The organism is Corynebacterium mastitidis DSM 44356 (assembly GCF_000375365.1).
GTDB lineage: Bacteria > Actinomycetota > Actinomycetes > Mycobacteriales > Mycobacteriaceae > Corynebacterium > Corynebacterium mastitidis.
In genome coordinates this window covers 149,791-165,752 of the sequence record NZ_AQXB01000005.1, presented here as the reverse complement: position 1 = coordinate 165,752, position 15,962 = coordinate 149,791, and the positions used below count along the sequence as shown (strand labels likewise).

Here is a 15,962-nt window from a genome sequence, read left to right as displayed (position 1 = left end):
CCGGGGTGCGCCCGTGCACCCCTTTACCTGCCTGTCCCTGGCCGCCTGCGGGTGGGTCCTCGTGGTGGGGCTCAACACGGCCTGGGTGTCCCTTGTTCTCATCGTCCTGTCCTGGGGCGCGGGGGCGCTGGCGGGCGGGCGGCCCCGGTGGCGCGTGGCGGCGTGGAGCCTGGCCTTAAGCGCCCCCGTGGCGGTGTCCATGCTCATCATTCACGCCCCGCACGGGCGGCAGCGGATCGCCCCGCTGCTCAGCGGGGACGGCCTCCTCCTGGCGCTGGTGCTGTCCCTGCGCTTTACCGCCCTGGTCTCCACGGTCCTGGCGGCGGTGGCCTGGGTGCGGGTGGCGGACCTGGCCAAGGCCCTCCAGGCCTCGGGCGCGCCGAGCGCGCTGGCCTACGCGGTGGCGGCCACCCTCCAGCTGGCCCCGCAGGCGCGCGCCGCCGCGCGCACGATCCGGGAGGCCAACGCCCTGGCGGGCCGCTCTGTGTGGGGGCTGCGCGCGGTGCCCCGGGTGGCGGTGCCCCTCGTGGTGGTCCTGATGGGCAGGGCGGCGCGCAGCGGAGAGACCCTGGCGGCCCTGGGCGTGGGGGACACGGGCCCCCGCACGGTGCTGCGCCCCGTGCCGGATTCCACGGCGCAGCGCTGCCTGCGGTGGCTGGCCCCGGTCTGCTGCGCGGTCGCGGTGGCGGGGAGGGCCGCCCTGTGAGCGCGCGGTGTGGCGCCGGGGCGCTGGACACGCTGGTGCGGCCCGGGCGCGTCGTGCAGGTGGTGGGCGATTCCGGCAGCGGGCTGTCCGGGCTCGCCCGGGACATGGTGCGCGGGCGCGCCGACGCCGCGATGGCGGGTCAGGACGCCGAGGGGGCGCTGAGTGGCCTCCGAGATACCGTGCGCGAGGAGGCCGCCTTCGGACTGGAGCAGCGCGGCACCCCGGTGGGCGAGATGGAGCGGCGTGTAACAGCGATGCTGGGGCGCTTGGGATTGAGCGAGGTGGCGGAGCGCTCGCCCGCCGCCCTGTCCGGCGGGCAGACCCGGAGGCTGGCCCTGGCCACCACGGCGGCGCTGAGTCCCGGGGTGCTGGTGCTGGACAACCCCGGCGCGGGGCTGGACGCGGAGTCCCTGAGCGCGGTGCGGGGACTGTGCGTAGAGATCGCGCGGGCGGGCGGCTGCGTGCTGGTACTCGGCTACGCGCCGCTGGAGGGGCTGCCGGGGGAGGCGTGGTGGTGGGACGGCCTCGGCCTGAGCCCCGGCGTGCCGGAGCGAACCTTCGATCTTCCCGCCCCCGTGGCCCCGGGGCGGGACCGGGAGGTCTTTGCGGGGCTCGTGGCCGAGCGGGGAGGGGACTTCCGGCTGGGCCCGGTGACCGTGGGCGTGCGCCGTGGGGCCGTGACGTGGCTGCGCGGGCCCAACGGCTGCGGCAAGACCTCCCTGCTGCGGGTCATGGCGGGGCTCGACGGGCGCGCGCGGGCGGGCCTGCCGGGGATCGGCAGGCGGCGCGAGCCCGCGCGCCGGGTGGCGCTGGCGCTCCAGCACAGCGCGGATCAGGTGATCGACAGCGCCGCCGGGGCGATGGTGGGCAGCGCGGCCGAGTGTCGGCGCTGGGGGATCGACCCGGAGGCGCACCCCCTGGATCTTTCGGCCAGCGACCTGCGCTGCGCCCAGGTCCTGGGGGCCGCGAGCCTGGGCAGGCCGGTGCTGGCGCTCGACGAGCCGGACGTGGGCTGCGATGCCCCCGGCTGGCAGCGCCTGCACCGGATTCTGGCCGAGCGCCTGCGCGCGGGCGCGGGCGTGGTTCTCACCTGCCACAACCCCCGCTTCATGGAGCAGGTGGGCCGGTACGCGCTGGTGGAGGCCCACGACCTCGGGGAGGGCGCCGGGGCCGAGGACTAGGTGGGGTAGGCGGGCTAGGCGGCGTCCGCAAACAGCGAGGCCGGGGAGGCCACGGGGCGAAAGAACGCATCCACGCACCAGCGGTAGGTGGGGGCGGGCTCGCGGGGGAACTCGTGGACCGCGGCGGCGTCCTCCCCGGCGAGCAGGGCCCGCACCCAGGCCTCGGCGGCGGCGGGCTGCGCCGGGTGGCCGTCGGGGCGGCTGAAGCGCGCGGAGATCAGGTAGGCGGCCCGCCGGGAGGGGGCGAAGCCGCGGATGCGGGCGCGGGCGCGCGGCCCCATGCGGTGCCGGGTCAGGGCCACGACGAGGTCCCCGCCGGAGAGCGGGTCGGGGAGCGTGAGGGTGGGCGGGCGCCACGTGGAGGGCGTGCGCGCCAGGCAGCGGGGGTGCCGCAGGACGGCGCGCATGCGCCCCAGGGCGTCCGGGTATCGATCCCGCAGGTGCGGGGCCAGGGCCTGGCTGAGCGCGGGGTTGGGTAGGACGGTGACGGTGGCGTGTGATTTCTTCATGCCGCGAACCGTAGCGCGGGGTTGGGACACCTGCAGGGCGGAGGGGAACACATGTTCTAATGATGGAGGCTCGCGCGCATTATCGCGGGCGACGTAATTGTGACGCGCCCTACTCGTGGGCGGGGGTTCCCGGGGCGTGGATTTTGCGGATACCGGGCCGTTTCTTCCGTCGGGCCGCGGGCGGCGCTGGCCTGGTCGGGGGAGGGGTCTGCCCGGCCCGCATCGGTGTTTCCGCTTTTTACCTGCGCAATGCGTAAAAATGCCTCGCGGTAGCGTATTCTGGTTTAACAATGAGCATTACCGATAACGCCACCGGCGGCGTGAGCGAGCCGGATACCATGACAGCGTCGGAATCTCAGGAACTATCGCAGGGTGGGGAACAAGACACCAGGGACGCGATGACTTCTGAGGCTACCGACTCCGCAGCGGCGGACAACGATCAACCTACCTTCGATAGCCTCGGGCTCCCCGAGAACGTTCTCAAGGCCGTCTCCACGGTGGGCTTTGAGAATCCCTCCCCCATCCAGGCGCAGACCATCCCCCTCCTGATGGAGGGCAACGACGTGGTGGGCCTGGCCCAGACCGGCACGGGCAAGACGGCGGCCTTCGCGCTGCCGATCCTCTCCCGCATCGACGTCTCCCAGCGCTCCCCCCAGGCCCTGGTCCTGGCGCCCACGCGCGAGCTCGCGCTCCAGGTGGCGGACTCCTTCCAGTCCTTCGCGGATCACCTGGGCAACATCCACGTGCTGCCCATCTACGGCGGTCAGGCGTACGGGATTCAGCTCTCCGGCCTGCGCCGCGGCGCCCAGATCATCGTGGGTACCCCGGGCCGCGTCATCGACCACCTGGAGAAGGGCTCCCTCGACATCTCGGCGCTGCGCTTCCTCGTGCTCGACGAGGCCGACGAGATGCTCAACATGGGCTTCCAGGAGGACGTGGAGCGCATCCTGGAGGACACCCCGGAGGACAAGCAGGTGGCGCTCTTCTCCGCCACCATGCCCTCGGGCATCCGCCGCATCTCCAAGCAGTACCTTCGCGAGCCGCGCGAGGTCACGGTGAAGTCCAAGACCCGGACCAACACCAACATCACGCAGCGCTGGCTGCACGTGGCGCACCGCAACAAGCTCGACGCCCTGACCCGCATCCTCGAGGTGACGGAGTTCGAGGCCATGATCGTGTTCGTGCGCACCAAGAACGAGACGGAGGAGGTGGCGGAAAAGCTGCGCGCCCGTGGCTTCTCCGCCGCCGCGATCAACGGCGACATCGCCCAGGCGCAGCGCGAGCGCACGGTGGACCAGCTCAAGGACGGCCGCCTGGACATCCTCGTGGCCACCGACGTGGCCGCGCGCGGCCTGGACGTGGAGCGCATCAGCCACGTGCTCAACTACGACATCCCGAACGACACGGAGTCCTACGTGCACCGGATCGGCCGCACGGGCCGCGCCGGGCGCTCCGGCGAGGCGATCCTCTTTGTCACCCCGCGCGAGCGCCGCATGCTGCGCTCCATCGAGCGGGCCACCAACGCCCCGCTCACGGAGATGGACCTGCCCACCGTGGACGAGGTCAACGAGTCCCGCAAGGCCAAGTTCGCGGACTCGATCACGCAGTCCCTCGAGGACCCGCAGATCGAGCTGTTCCGCGCCCTGGTCAAGAGCTACTCGGAGAAGAACGACACCCCGCTGGAGGACATCGCCGCGGCCCTGGCCACCCAGGCGCAGGCGGGCGACGAGTTCCTGATGAAGGAGCTGCCCAAGGAGTCCCGGAAGGACCGCCGGGATCGCTTCGAGCGCGAGGACCGCCGTGGCGGACGCCGCGAGGGCCGCCGCGACGATCGCGGTGACCGCGGCGGGCGCGGGCGCTTCGAGGCGGAGCCGGGCAAGAAGATGTACCGCCTGGCCGTGGGCAAGCGCCAGCACGTGCGCCCCGGGGCCATCGTGGGCGCCCTGGCCAACGAGGGCGGGCTTAACTCCCGGGACTTCGGCCGCATCTCCATCTTTGGCGATCACACCCTGGTGGAGCTGCCGCAGGGCCTGCCCCGCGAGGTATTCGACCGGCTGGCCGATACCCGCATCTCCGGGCAGCTCATCAACATCGAGCCGGATAACGGGCGTCCGCCCCGGGATCGCGGCGGCTACCAGCGCGGCGATCGGCACGACCGGGGCGGCAAGCGCGACTTCAAGCGCCGGGGCGACCGCCACGAGCGCGGCGATCGGCGCGGCCGCTACGAGGGGCGCAAGGAGCGCTACTAGCGGCGGAAACGCGTAAATTAAGGGCGGGTGCTACTGAGCACCCGCCCTTATTGTGTGCCGCGCCCCTCGGAGGGGCCTCGGGCAGAGATTAGAGGAACATCAGCACCAGGATGATGGCCCACAGGAGGCTGAAGATGCCGCCGAACATGGAGAGCTGGCCCTTGGCCTTGTTCCAGTTGGCCACCGGCGCGGGGTTCTTGGCGCTCTCGGGGGCCTCGTCGGCGTCGAGCAGCCCGAGCGCGCCCATCATGGCCTTCTGCCGGGGCAGGATCAGGAAGAAGAGGATCGCCCAGGCGATGAGGGCCAGGAGCAGGGCGGCGTGGAAGACGCCGTTCTTCCAGTACACGCCGGGATCGGTGAACATCACGGCCACGCCGAGCAGCGGCGCCAGCAGCGAGAGCACGCCGTAGGTGTTGGTGATGCGGTGCATGAGCTGGGTCAGGCCGGCGGCGGAGGCGTCACCCTCCTTGGCCTTGACCGCGTGCACCTGGAAGGAGGAAACCGCCACGGTGACGGGGCCGAGGAACAGCACGGCCGTGAGTACGTGCAGGATAAGCAGTACGGTGTACAAAAAATCACGCCTTTCGGGGGTACAGTGTATCCCTTAGCCTAATGATCGCGCCGGGAGTTCCCTAAACCGGCACTGGGCGCGCAGGGCGGCGGCGTCGTGCCGGGGCAGGGGGAGGCCGTACTCCGCCGCCACCTGGGCCAGCCTGCGCGCGTACCAGCAGCGCGAGGTGGGCAACGGCGGCAGCCACCGGGAGGGGAGCTGGTCCGATTTCTCGCGGTTCTGCTCGCGGGAGACCGCCACGAGGTTGATCGGATCGTTGGCAAAGCGCCGCCGCCGCTGCGGGGACCAGGCGTGCGCCCCCATGTCCCAGGCGGCGGAGAGCGGGTAGAGGTGGTCGATGTCCACGGACGCGGGGTCCAGCGGCTCCCCGGAATAGGGGTCCGTCCCGGCGGAGACGATGCGGCAGCCGCGCACCGATCCCGGCCCGAACTGGGCCTGGGCCACGGCCTCGCGGGTGCTGCACCCGGCGGGGTGGGCGGCCCAGCCCGCGCCGAAGGCCTCGCGCTCGTAGCCGAGCACGGTGACGCGCTGGGGGAGCAGCGGAACCCGGGGCAGGGTGCGCGACAGCTCCGGGCCCGGCGCGGTGCCCTCCGGGGTGCGCGCGGGGCGCAGCAGGGCGGGCCCAGCCCACAGGGCGAGGGTGGCGGCGAGGAGCAGCAGGCCGAGGGAAAGGCGATGGCGGCGCGCGGCGGAAACCATACCCCCTTAGACTCCGCCCGGGGCGGGGTGGTTCCCTACGCCAGGGCGGCGCGCTCGGTGGCCGCCCGGAACTCTTCGCGGGTGGACTGCCCCGGGGCGGCGGTGGCCAGGGAGACCAGCCAGATGGCCAGGGCGGAGAGCGCGAAGCCGGGGATCAGCTCGTAGAGGTCGTCGGAGAGCGGGGACATGCCCCAGGCGAAGGACACCACGGCGCCGGTGATCATGCCCGCCAGCGCGCCCTGGGAGTTCAGGCGCGGCCAGTACAGGGCGAAGAGCATGAGCGGGCCGAAGGCCGAGCCGAAGCCGGACCAGGCGAAGCCCACCAGCCCCAGGATCGAGTCGCTGGGGTGGATGGCCCAGAGCGCGGCGAAGAGGGAGACCGCCACCACGGCCGTGCGGGAGAGGTTGATGAGCACGTGCTCCGCGGGCTTCTTCTTGGCAAAGATGCGGTAGAGATCCTCGATGAGGGAGGAGGAGACCACGAGGAGCTGGGAGCTCATCGTGGACATGATCGCCGCGAGCACCGCCGTGAGCACCAGGCCGGCGATGAGCGGGTGGAAGAGGATGCGGCCCATGTCCAGGAAGATCGTCTCGAAGTTGGTTTGATCCGTCACCGAGATCTCCGGGTTCTGGGCAAAGAACACCGTGGCCACCACGGCGGAGGCCACGACGCCGACGATGCACAGCGTCATCCAGGCGATGCCGATGCGGCGGCTGCCCTTCGCCTCGGCGGGGGTGCGCAGCGCCATGTAGCGCACCACGATGTGGGGCTGGCCGAAGTATCCCAGCCCCCAGGCGAGGTTGCTCACGATGGCGGCGAGGGAGGTCCCGCCCACCAGGCTGAAGAACGCGGGGTTGCCGGTGCCCCCGGTGTGGGGGCCGTAGTCGTGGTGGGTGGCCCAGGTGAAGATGTCCCACGGGTCGTCGAGTGCGATCAGGGCCATGGCGGGCACGATCAGCAGGGCGGTGAACATGATGAGGCCCTGCACCACGTCGGTGAGCGAGACCGCGAGGAAGCCGCCGATGAAGGTGTAGCCCACGGTGACGGCGGCGATGATGATCATGCCGGTGAGGTAGTCCCCGCCGAAGGTGGCCTCGAAGTAGCGCCCGCCGGAGACCATCCCGGAGGAGACGTAGAAGGTGAAAAAGACGATGATGATGGCGGCGGAGACCACGCGCAGGGCACGGGAGCGGTCGTGCAGGCGGTTCTCGAAGAAGCTGGGCAGGGTGATCGACGCGCTCACCTCGGAGTAGGAGCGCAGGCGCGGTGCCACGAGGGACCACGAGGCGTAGCAGCCTATGAGCAGGCCGATGGCGATCCACAGCTCGGAGAGCCCGGAGACGAACAGCGCGCCGGGCAGGCCCATGAGCAGCCAGCCGGACATGTCCGAGGCCCCGGCGGAGAGGGCGGCGACGAAGGGGTTGAGGGAGCGATCGGCCAGCACGTAGTCGTCGTATTTATCCGTTCGCCGGTAGCTCCAGTAGCCGATGGCGAGCATGGCGAACATATAGATGATGATCGCCAGCACAAACCATGTTGTCTCAGTCACGGGGGTGCTCCTTGGTGAGGCTATGAACAAAAAAGATCAGTGTGATTGTAGAGCACCCCGGCGCGGCGCTACCCCCGCGCGGGTGCTCCGGGCTCCGGGTGCGGGGGCGCGCTCGCGCCTGTGGTCTAGCTTGGTCTAGCCCCGTCCCGGCGCGGAGGAGGCTCGTGGCGATGGCACAGCTTTCTCACATAAAAGGAGTACGGAGCGGGGGCCACCTCCCAGGCAAGATGGTAGGTTGGCACCTATGGCCGATTTCCTGCTGCACGGACTGTGGGTGCAACAATCCGGGTTGCACCTATGGATCGAGCAGGTAGAGGGGCATCGCATCGTGGTCCCGGATCAGGTTCCGGAGGGGACCTTTCCCCCCAGCGTGGCCGCGATCCTAGAGCGCAGCAGCTTCCGCCATCGGCTGCGCGCCACCCTGCGCACGCCCAAGGGGCGCGAGGTCTCCCTCGTCATTCCCACCTCGGCCTGCACCCCGGAGCAGGCGGTGCAGGTTTTGGCCCAGATGGTGTTCCTGGACGAGGAGAGCCCCGCCGCCACCTCCGCCCAGCGCTCCGCGATCGCCCCCGACTTGCGCTGGCTCATCCGCATGTACGCGGGGCTGCGCCGCTTTGTGCAGGCGGGCCGGGTGACGCTGCGGCTGGCTTACCAGGACGATCAGTGGTGGCCGCAGTGGCAGCTCTCCCAGGGGCTCGGGGAGCGCGGCTGGATCGCGGAGATGATGGCCGCCGCGCCCGGCATACTCAGCCTGAACAACCGCAACCTGGACGAGGACCTCACCGAGGTGCTCCCGCACTGGATCGCCTCGGCGGAGCTGGCGGGCCTGCGCGAGGCCCCGCGCTCGCACCCCTGGCACGATTTTTCCGCGTCCCTGCTGGGCAACCAGCCGGTGCGCCGTGGCGGGGTGGGGCTGCTCAACCGGCTGCGGGAGTGGAAGGACTCGATCACGGCGGTGGACATGCAGCCGGTGCTCATCGTGGAGCAGCCGCCCGCGGAGGACACCGGCGGCGGGGATGACGCCGTGTGGCCGGTGCGCTTTCAGGTGCGCTCCGGGGTGTCGAGCCCCATGCCGCTGCGGGTCAACCGCTTGGATCGCGGCAGCCTGGATCAGCTTCGGCAGGCCCGGCGCCGCATGCAGGGGCTTTCCGCCCTGCTACGAGACGACGCGGAGGAAGCCGCGCCCTACACCGGAGCCCGGGCGCGGGAGGAGGGGGCCGGGGACTGGGACGTCTACCTGGACACCGCCCAGATCGTGCACTTCATCGCGCACGACGTCCCCCGGCTCAAGCGGGCGGGCGTCACCGTGATGCTGCCCAAGGCGTGGGCGTCGTACGACACCAAGGCCACCCTGGTGACCTCCGAGGGCGAGGGGGCCACGCAGCGGCACATCGGCATGGACAAGCTGGTGGACTACGACTGGAAGATCTCGGTGGGGGACACGGAGCTGACCGAGGAGGAGATGGCCGAGCTGGTGCACTCCAAGTCCGGCCTCATCCGCCTGCGCGGGGAGTGGGTGCTGGCGGACACCTCCTCGCTGTCCAAGATCACCGCGTACATGGAGGAGCTGGCGCAGCGCTCCCGCGCGCGGCAGCAGGCCGCGATGGAGCGCGCCGCCCTGCGCGCGGAGGTGGCCAAGGCACAGGGGGAGCCGGGCTGGGAGCGCCTGGCGGCGGAGGCGGAGCGACTGCGCGCGGAGTTCAACGAGGGGCAGAACGGCCAGGGGCAGGTGTCCGTGGCGGAGCTGCGCCAGATAGCCTTAGAGGCGATGGCCTCGGAGCCGGTGGAGTTCACCGGCTCGACCTGGTACACCTCCCTGCTCGGCGGCACCACGAGCCCGGCCCCTCAGCGGGTGGACGTGCCGGACACGGTGCGCGCGCAACTGCGCGAGTACCAGCGCCGGGGCGTGGACTGGCTGTACTGGATGTCCCGCAACAACCTCGGCGCGGTGCTGGCGGATGACATGGGCCTGGGCAAGACGCTGCAGCTTCTGACCCTGCTGGCGGTGGAGCACGCGCGGGGCGAGGCCACCGGCCCCACGCTGGTGGTGGCCCCCACCAGCGTGGTGGGCAACTGGGAGCGGGAGGCGCGGCGCTTCGTGCCCCACCTGCGGGTGCTGGTGCACCACGGCAGCGCCCGGCTGCGCGGCGAGCGCTTCCGCGAGCGCGTGGCGGAGACGGACCTGGTGATCAGCAGCTACGGGGTGATCGCCAGGGACCACGCGCTGTGCGTGGAGGTGGAGTGGGATCACGTGGTGCTGGACGAGGCGCAGCACATCAAGAACTCCGGCACCCGCTCCGCCAAGGCCGCCCGTGCCATCCCCGCCCGCCAGCGCGTGGCGCTCACCGGCACCCCGGTGGAGAATCGGCTCTCGGAGATGCGCTCCATCCTGGACTTTGTCAACCCCGGCGTGCTGGGCTCCGCCTCCTTCTTCCGCAACCACTTTGCCAAGGCCATCGAGCGCGAGCAGGACGAGCAGATGACGGAGCGGCTGCGCCTGCTCACCGCCCCGTTCATCCTGCGCAGGCTCAAGACGGACCCGGCCATCATCGACGACCTCCCGGAGAAGTCCGAGCAGGTGCGCACGGTGACCATGACCGCCGAGCAGGCGGCCCTGTACACCGCCTACGTGGAGGACGTGAAGCGCAAGCTGGAGTCCACGGAGGGTATCGCGCGCCGGGGGCTGGTGCTGGCCTCGCTGACCCGCATCAAGCAGATCTGCAACCACCCCGCGCACTTTCTTGGGGACGGCTCGCCCGTGACGCTGCGGGGTGAGCACCGCTCCGGCAAGGTGGCGCAGCTCATGGAGCTGCTGGACGAGAGCCTGTCCTCGGGGCACCGCGTGCTGATCTTTACCCAGTACCGGGCCTTCGGAGAGATCCTGCGGCCCTATCTTTCGGACCGCCTGGGCGAGCGGATCGATTTCCTGCACGGCGGGGTGGCCCAGGGCGCGCGGGACCGGATGGTGGAGCGCTTTCAGGACCCGCAGGGCCCGCCGGTCATGCTGCTCTCGCTGAAGGCGGGAGGCACCGGGCTCAACCTCACGGCGGCCTCCGTGGTGGTGCACATGGACCGCTGGTGGAACCCGGCGGTGGAGAACCAGGCCACGGACCGTGCCTTCCGCATCGGGCAGAGCAAAAACGTGCAGGTGTACAAGATGATTACGGCGGGCACGCTGGAGGAGTCCATCCAGGACATCCTGGACGGAAAGACGCACCTGGCCGGGGCCGTGGTGGGCGAGGGCGAGGGGTGGATCACCGAGCTTTCCCCGGAGGAATTGGCCCACCTCATGAGCTATCGTGGACGGGAGGCCTCTGAGTAGCCGGGTAGCCGGGTAGCCGGGGAAGGCCACGAGGCAACACGGTAAAGCACACACAGCAAGGGGGTTGGCAGCCATGTCCACCAGGCCGCGCCAGGGCAACGTGATCTACGCCAACTTTGGCTCCAAGTCCGTCCCCCCGCCCGTGGCCCAGCCGGAGGCCCCGGTCTTTCCCGAGTATTCGCCCGCGGCGCGGTGGCTCATCCGGGAGCTGGGCGAGGCGGATCGCGGTCGCCTGATCCGGGGGCGCGACTACGCGCGCACCGGCCACGTGCTCTCCCTCGAGATGGGCAACGGGGGCCTGAGCGCCCAGGTGGCGGGCAGCCACAACGAGCCCTTCCACGTCAAGGTGACGCTGCCGCATCGCGGCCCGGACGACCTCACCCGCGTGGTGCGTGCGATGGCGAGCACCGCCGGGAGCCTGCGCCGGGCCAAGGAGGGCCACCTCGAGGAGGAGGTGTTGGAGTCCTTGGTGGGCGAGGGCGTGGTGTTCCGCTGCGACTGCCCCGACCCCGCCCCCGTGTGCAAGCACGCCGTGGCCGTGGCGGCGGTGGCGGCCCAGCGCATCGAGGACAAGCCCGAGCTGCTCTTCGAGCTGCGCGGGCTCGACATGGCCTGGCTGGAGCAGCAGATGGTGCAGCAGGCGCGCGAGGTGAGCCAGGAGGCCGCCCGCTCCACGGACGAGCGCTTCTGGCGCGGCCAGGAGCTGCCGGGGCTGCCCACCCCGGCGTCTTCCCCGGCGCTGGACGATTCCGACATGGACCTGCTGCACAAGGCCATGCGCACGGTGTCCTACACCGCCGTGGAGCAGTTGCGCGCGGTGGCGGACATCGAGGAGATGTACGACTACCTCGTGGGGCGCTGAGGAGAACACCATGACCACCACCACCTTTATCCACGCCTCGGACCTGCAGTGGGGGATGACGCGCTGGTTCCTCGACGAGGACGCGCAGGCCCGCTTCGAGGCCGCGCGGTGGGACGCCGTGCGGCGGATCGGGGAGTTGGCCCGGGAGCGCGGGGCGGACTTCGTGGTCATGGCGGGGGACGTGTTTGACAAGAACAGCCTTTCTCCCCGCACCCAGGGGCGCGCCCTCGAGATCCTGGGGGAGGTGGGCGTGCCGGTGCTGCTGCTGCCGGGCAACCACGATCCCCTCGTGGCAGACTCGCCCTTCTACGCCGCCGAGGACGTCCCCGGCGTGATCGTTCTGCGCGACGACCACCCCGTGCCCGTGCTCCCCGGGGTGGAGGTGGTGGGCGCCCCGTTGCGCGCCAAGTACGCCAGCACCGACCTGGTGGCCCAGGCCTTGGCGGGGCTGGAGCCCACCGAGGGGATCAGGATCGCGGTGGGCCACGGGCAGGTCGCCGGGCGCGGGGGACAGGCCGATCCCGCGCTCATCGACCTTGCGGGGGTGGAGCGCGGCCTGGCCGAGGGGGTCGTGGACTACCTCGCGCTGGGCGATACCCACTCCACGCAGCGGGTGGGCGGCACCGGGCGGGTGTGGTTCTCCGGGGCCCCGGAGGTCACGGACTTCCACGACCGGTACGCGGGAAAGAGCGGCGGGGAGACGGACTCCGGCAACGTGCTGTGCGTGACGGTGTCCAAGACGCGCCCCACCGACGCCCGGGTGGAGGTGGAGAAGATCCCCGTGGGGCGGTGGCGCTTCGAGGCGGTGGACGCGGAGCTGAACTCCTCGGAGGAGGTGGAGGACTTCCTGGCGCTGCTGCGGGCCTACCCGCACAAGGACCGCACGGTGGTGAAGTACTCGCTGCGCGGGACGCTGGGCGTGGCGGCCATGCGCGCCCTGGAGGCCGGGCTGGCGCGGCTTGCTCCCGTCTTTGCGGCCCTCTACGAGCGCGAGCGCCTCATGGACCTGCACCTGGAGCCGAGCCCGGAGGAGGTGGCGGAGGCGGACCTGCGCGGCTTTGCCGCCGCCGCCCTCTCCGAGCTGGTGGAGGAGGAAAACTCGGACGCGGTGAACCTCTTACTGCGCCTGAGCGCCGAGGCGGGAGCGGAGGAGCGATAGGATGAAGATCCGCAGTGTGACGGTGAAGAACTTCCGGGGGATCGAGCGCCTCGAGCTCGCGGACCTCCCGGAGCGCGGGGTGGTGGTGATCTCCGGGGACAACGAGCAGGGCAAGTCCACCCTCATGGAGGCCGTGTGGGCGGTGCTGCACGAGCGCCACACGGGCAAGAGCCAGCAGGTCAAGGCGTGGCAGCCCGTGGGCAGCGACGCCGGCCCCGAGGTCCGCCTGGTGGCGCAGATCGGCCCCCACGAGGCGGAGATCCACAAGCGGTGGCTGCGCCGCGCGGCGAGCACCCTGAGCCTGCGCCCGGCGGCGGAGAAGGGCGACTACTCCGGGCGGGAGGCCGACGACCGCCTGGCGGCGCTGCTGGCCGAGCACACCGACGGCGACCTGCTGCGCGCGCTGTTCATGGAGCAGGGAAAAGACACCGAGACCGCCCGCGCCGCCGGTATCCCCTCCCTGACGCGCGCGCTCGACGAGCGCACCGGGCAGGACGCCGCCGACGGCCGCGCGGACACCGCGCTCGTGCGCGCGGCGCACAAGGAGTACCAGCGCTATTACACGGAGAGGGGCGCGCCGCGCGGCGAGTGGAAGGCGGCGCAAGGCGGGCACGAGGCCGCCGAGGAGCGCCTGCGGGAGGCGCGGGAGAAGGTGGACTCGCTTACCGCCACGGTGGAGAAGGTGGAGCGGCTGCACCGCAGGCTGGGGGAGGCCCGGGCGGAGCTGCCGGGGGCGCAGGAGGAGGCCGAGCGGGCCCACGGGCGGCACCTGGCCGCGCAGCAGGCCCGGCAGCAGCGGGAGCGCGCCCAGCGCGAGCTGCGGGATGCCGCCGCGCTATGGGAATCCGCGCGCGCCCGGCAGGAGGAGCGCCGCGCCCTGCGCCGCGAGGCCGAGGAGGCCCGTTCCCGGGTGGCGACCCTGGAGGCGGAATCCGAGGAGATCCTGCGCGCGGCCCGCGAGGACGAGCAGGCCCTGCGGGCCGCGCTGCGGGAGCGCGAGGAGGCTCGGGAGCGCCTGCGGGAGGCGCGGGAGGAGCACGACGCCGCCGTGAAGGGCCTTGGGCTGGCCCGCTCCGCCACCCGACTGGGCGAGGTCAAGGACCAGGTGCGGCGCGTGGCGGAGATCGACGAGAGGCTCGCCGCGCTGGGCAGCCGTAGCGTGAGCGCCCGGCAGCTCGAGGAGATCGAGGAGGCCTACGCGGAGGTGCGCGTGGCCGAGGCTGTGCGCCGCCGGGAGGCCGCCCGCCTGCTCCTGACGGGCCCGGAGGGCGCGCGGGTGACGGTGGACGGCTCCCCGGTGGGCCTGCCGGGGGAGGTGGAGCTGCGGGAGGGAACGAGCGTGACCATCGGGGAGATCACCGCCGTGTACACCCGGGGTGGGGCCACGGAGGAGGCGGACCCGGTGCGGGCGGCGCAGGAGCGGATGGACCGCGCCCTTGAGGCGCTGGGCTGCTCCTCCCTGGAGGAGGCGCGCCGGGTCGAGGACGCCACCCGCCGCCGCGCGGGCCTGGAGCGCGAGCGCGAGGCGGCGCTCGGCGCGCAGCGCCCGGAGGCCCTGCAGGCCGAGCGGGAGGAACTCACCCGCCTGCTCGCCGAGGCGGGGGAGCAGCCGCCGGTGGCCGAGGCGGAGGAGGCCGAGCGCGCGGCCGCCCGGCGCCTCCGGGAGCGCACCGAGGAGGAGGCCGGGGCCGCCGACCGCGTGGAAGGCCTGCGCCAGCGCCCCGGCGTGGCGGCCGGTGCCCGGGCGGAGGCGCGGCTCGAGGCCGCGCGACAGCGCCGCCAGGAGCTGGAGGCCCGCCTGGCGCAGGCCGAGGATAAGCAGGGCGACGCCGCCCTGGCGGAGGCCGCCGAGGCCGCCGGGGCGCGCCGGGAATCCGCGCAGGTGGGCTACGAAAAGGCCAGGGCCGCGGAGGAGGGGGCCGACCCCGAGGAGCGCCGTCGGCTCTGGGAGGGGGCCGTGGCCAGGCGCGACGGGCTGCGCGCGCAGATCACCCAGGACACCGGCGAGCTGGACCGGCTGAGCGGCTTCATCGAGTTCTCCCGGGGCGCGGGGGAGCGGCTCTCCCAGGCGGAGGCCGAGGAGGCCGCGGCGGGGCGTCGATTAGCGGCGGTGCGTCGCCGCGCGGAGGCCGCGCGGGCGGTGTACGAGGCGCTGGTGCGCCACCGCGACGCGGCGCGGGCGCGCTACGCGCAACCCTTTGCCGATCAGCTCACGGGCCTGGCGCGCGGCGTGTTCGGCAGGGACGTGGAGTTCCGGCTCACCGAGGAGCTGGACATCCGCGATCGCACGGTGGCGGGGCGCAGCGTTCCCCTCGACGATCTTTCGGGGGGCGCCCGGGAGCAGGTGGCGCTGCTCACCCGCTTCGCCATCGCCGGGCTGGTGGGGCAGGACGCCCCGGTGTTCATCGACGACGCCCTGGGCAGCACCGATCCCGAGCGCCTGGAGCACATGGCGGCGCTGATTACCCGGGTGGGGGAGCGCCGCCAGGTCTTTGTGATGACCTGCGTGCCCCAGCGCTATGCCCACGTGGTGGGGCGGAGGGAATACCCCATCGAGGAGCTTAAGAGTTCTTAACCGCCGAGCCCTCGATCTCGATGGCGATCTCCTCTGAGAGCATGAGCCCGCCGGCCTTCATGGGCATCTGGAAGTCCACGCCAAAGTCCTTGCGGTTGATGGAGGCGGTGGCGCTGAAGCCCAGGCGGGTAGCGCCCATCGGGTCCTCCGCCTGGCCAAAGACCTCCACGTCGAGGGTGACGGGCCTGGTGGTGCCCTTGATGGTGAGGTCGCCGGTGACGGTGCCGGTGGCCTCGTCCCGCACGTCGAAGGAGGTGGCGGTGAAGGTCATCTCGGGGAAGTTCTCGGCGTCGAAGAAGTCGCCGCCCTTGACGTGGGCGTCGCGGTCGGCGTTGCCGGTGTCGATCGAGTCGATCTGGATGGTCGCGGAGGCCGAGGAGCGGGCCTGATCCTCCGAGTCCACGGTGAGGGTGGCGTCAAAGGAGCGGAAGTACCCGCGGACCTTGGAGATCATGGCGTGGCGGACCACGAAGCCCACGGTGCTGTGGGTGGAGTCGAGGGTGTAGGTGCCGTTGAGGTCGGACATGATTTTCCTTTCCGTTGCTGCGATGCCGCCGTTGTGCGCGGCCTGGTGCCGAG

12 protein-coding genes are annotated in these 15,962 nt (G+C 71.9%); 7 read left to right on the top strand and 5 right to left on the bottom strand.

Annotated elements, in window-relative coordinates:
- Positions 1–13: 13 nt before the first annotated feature.
- A complete protein-coding gene (locus B140_RS13760; RefSeq protein ID WP_018118711.1) occupies positions 14–706 on the top strand; it encodes an energy-coupling factor transporter transmembrane component T family protein in 693 nt (230 codons plus the stop codon).
- Positions 703–1,887 (top strand): ATP-binding cassette domain-containing protein, encoded by a 1,185-nt coding sequence (locus tag B140_RS13360; RefSeq protein WP_018118710.1) that lies wholly within the window; start codon positions 703–705, stop codon positions 1,885–1,887. The genes B140_RS13760 and B140_RS13360 overlap by 4 nt, the downstream gene beginning before the upstream one ends.
- Positions 1,888–1,901: 14 nt before the next feature.
- Here the strand turns inward: B140_RS13360 and B140_RS0107330 are convergent, their stop codons facing one another.
- On the bottom strand, positions 1,902–2,396 hold the full coding sequence (locus tag B140_RS0107330) for a hypothetical protein (protein WP_018118709.1): 495 nt from the start codon (positions 2,394–2,396) through the stop codon (positions 1,902–1,904).
- A 290-nt stretch (positions 2,397–2,686) separates the two neighbouring features.
- Here B140_RS0107330 and B140_RS0107325 point away from each other — a divergent pair, with 290 nt between their 5' ends.
- Positions 2,687–4,645: a DEAD/DEAH box helicase gene (locus B140_RS0107325; RefSeq protein WP_026166119.1), complete on the top strand. Its 1,959-nt coding sequence runs from the start codon at positions 2,687–2,689 to the stop codon at positions 4,643–4,645.
- 88 nt (positions 4,646–4,733) lie between these two features.
- Here the strand turns inward: B140_RS0107325 and B140_RS0107320 are convergent, their stop codons facing one another.
- From B140_RS0107320 to putP, 3 genes are read right to left on the bottom strand one after another with little or no spacing between them, the layout of a single operon-like run.
- Positions 4,734–5,216, bottom strand: coding sequence for a hypothetical protein (locus B140_RS0107320; RefSeq protein ID WP_018118707.1), 483 nt, complete (start codon positions 5,214–5,216; stop codon positions 4,734–4,736).
- 33 nt (positions 5,217–5,249) lie between these two features.
- A complete protein-coding gene (locus tag B140_RS0107315) occupies positions 5,250–5,915 on the bottom strand; it encodes an HNH endonuclease family protein (protein WP_018118706.1) in 666 nt (221 codons plus the stop codon).
- 35 nt (positions 5,916–5,950) lie between these two features.
- Positions 5,951–7,465 carry a sodium/proline symporter PutP gene (gene putP, locus B140_RS12235; RefSeq protein WP_040426213.1) on the bottom strand — a complete coding sequence of 505 codons (1,515 nt, stop codon included), beginning with the start codon at positions 7,463–7,465 and terminating at the stop codon, positions 5,951–5,953.
- Between the two features lie 244 nt (positions 7,466–7,709).
- Here putP and B140_RS0107305 point away from each other — a divergent pair, with 244 nt between their 5' ends.
- The 4 genes from B140_RS0107305 (at position 7,710) to B140_RS14640 (ending at position 15,383) form a co-directional block, all read left to right on the top strand.
- Positions 7,710–10,787: a DEAD/DEAH box helicase gene (locus B140_RS0107305; RefSeq protein WP_018118704.1), complete on the top strand. Its 3,078-nt coding sequence runs from the start codon at positions 7,710–7,712 to the stop codon at positions 10,785–10,787.
- A 73-nt stretch (positions 10,788–10,860) separates the two neighbouring features.
- Positions 10,861–11,649, top strand: a complete 789-nt coding sequence (locus B140_RS0107300; RefSeq protein ID WP_018118703.1) for an SWIM zinc finger family protein — start codon at positions 10,861–10,863, stop codon at positions 11,647–11,649.
- Between the two features lie 10 nt (positions 11,650–11,659).
- On the top strand, positions 11,660–12,808 hold the full coding sequence (locus tag B140_RS0107295; protein ID WP_018118702.1) for a metallophosphoesterase family protein: 1,149 nt from the start codon (positions 11,660–11,662) through the stop codon (positions 12,806–12,808).
- A 1-nt stretch (position 12,809) separates the two neighbouring features.
- On the top strand, positions 12,810–15,383 hold the full coding sequence (locus B140_RS14640) for an AAA family ATPase (RefSeq protein WP_018118701.1): 2,574 nt from the start codon (positions 12,810–12,812) through the stop codon (positions 15,381–15,383).
- Here B140_RS14640 and B140_RS0107285 read toward each other — a convergent pair.
- Complete coding sequence (locus B140_RS0107285) at positions 15,370–15,909, bottom strand: YceI family protein (protein WP_018118700.1); 540 nt, start codon at positions 15,907–15,909, stop codon at positions 15,370–15,372. The two genes, B140_RS14640 and B140_RS0107285, sit on opposite strands and share 14 nt — an antisense overlap.
- Positions 15,910–15,962: the final 53 nt, after the last annotated feature.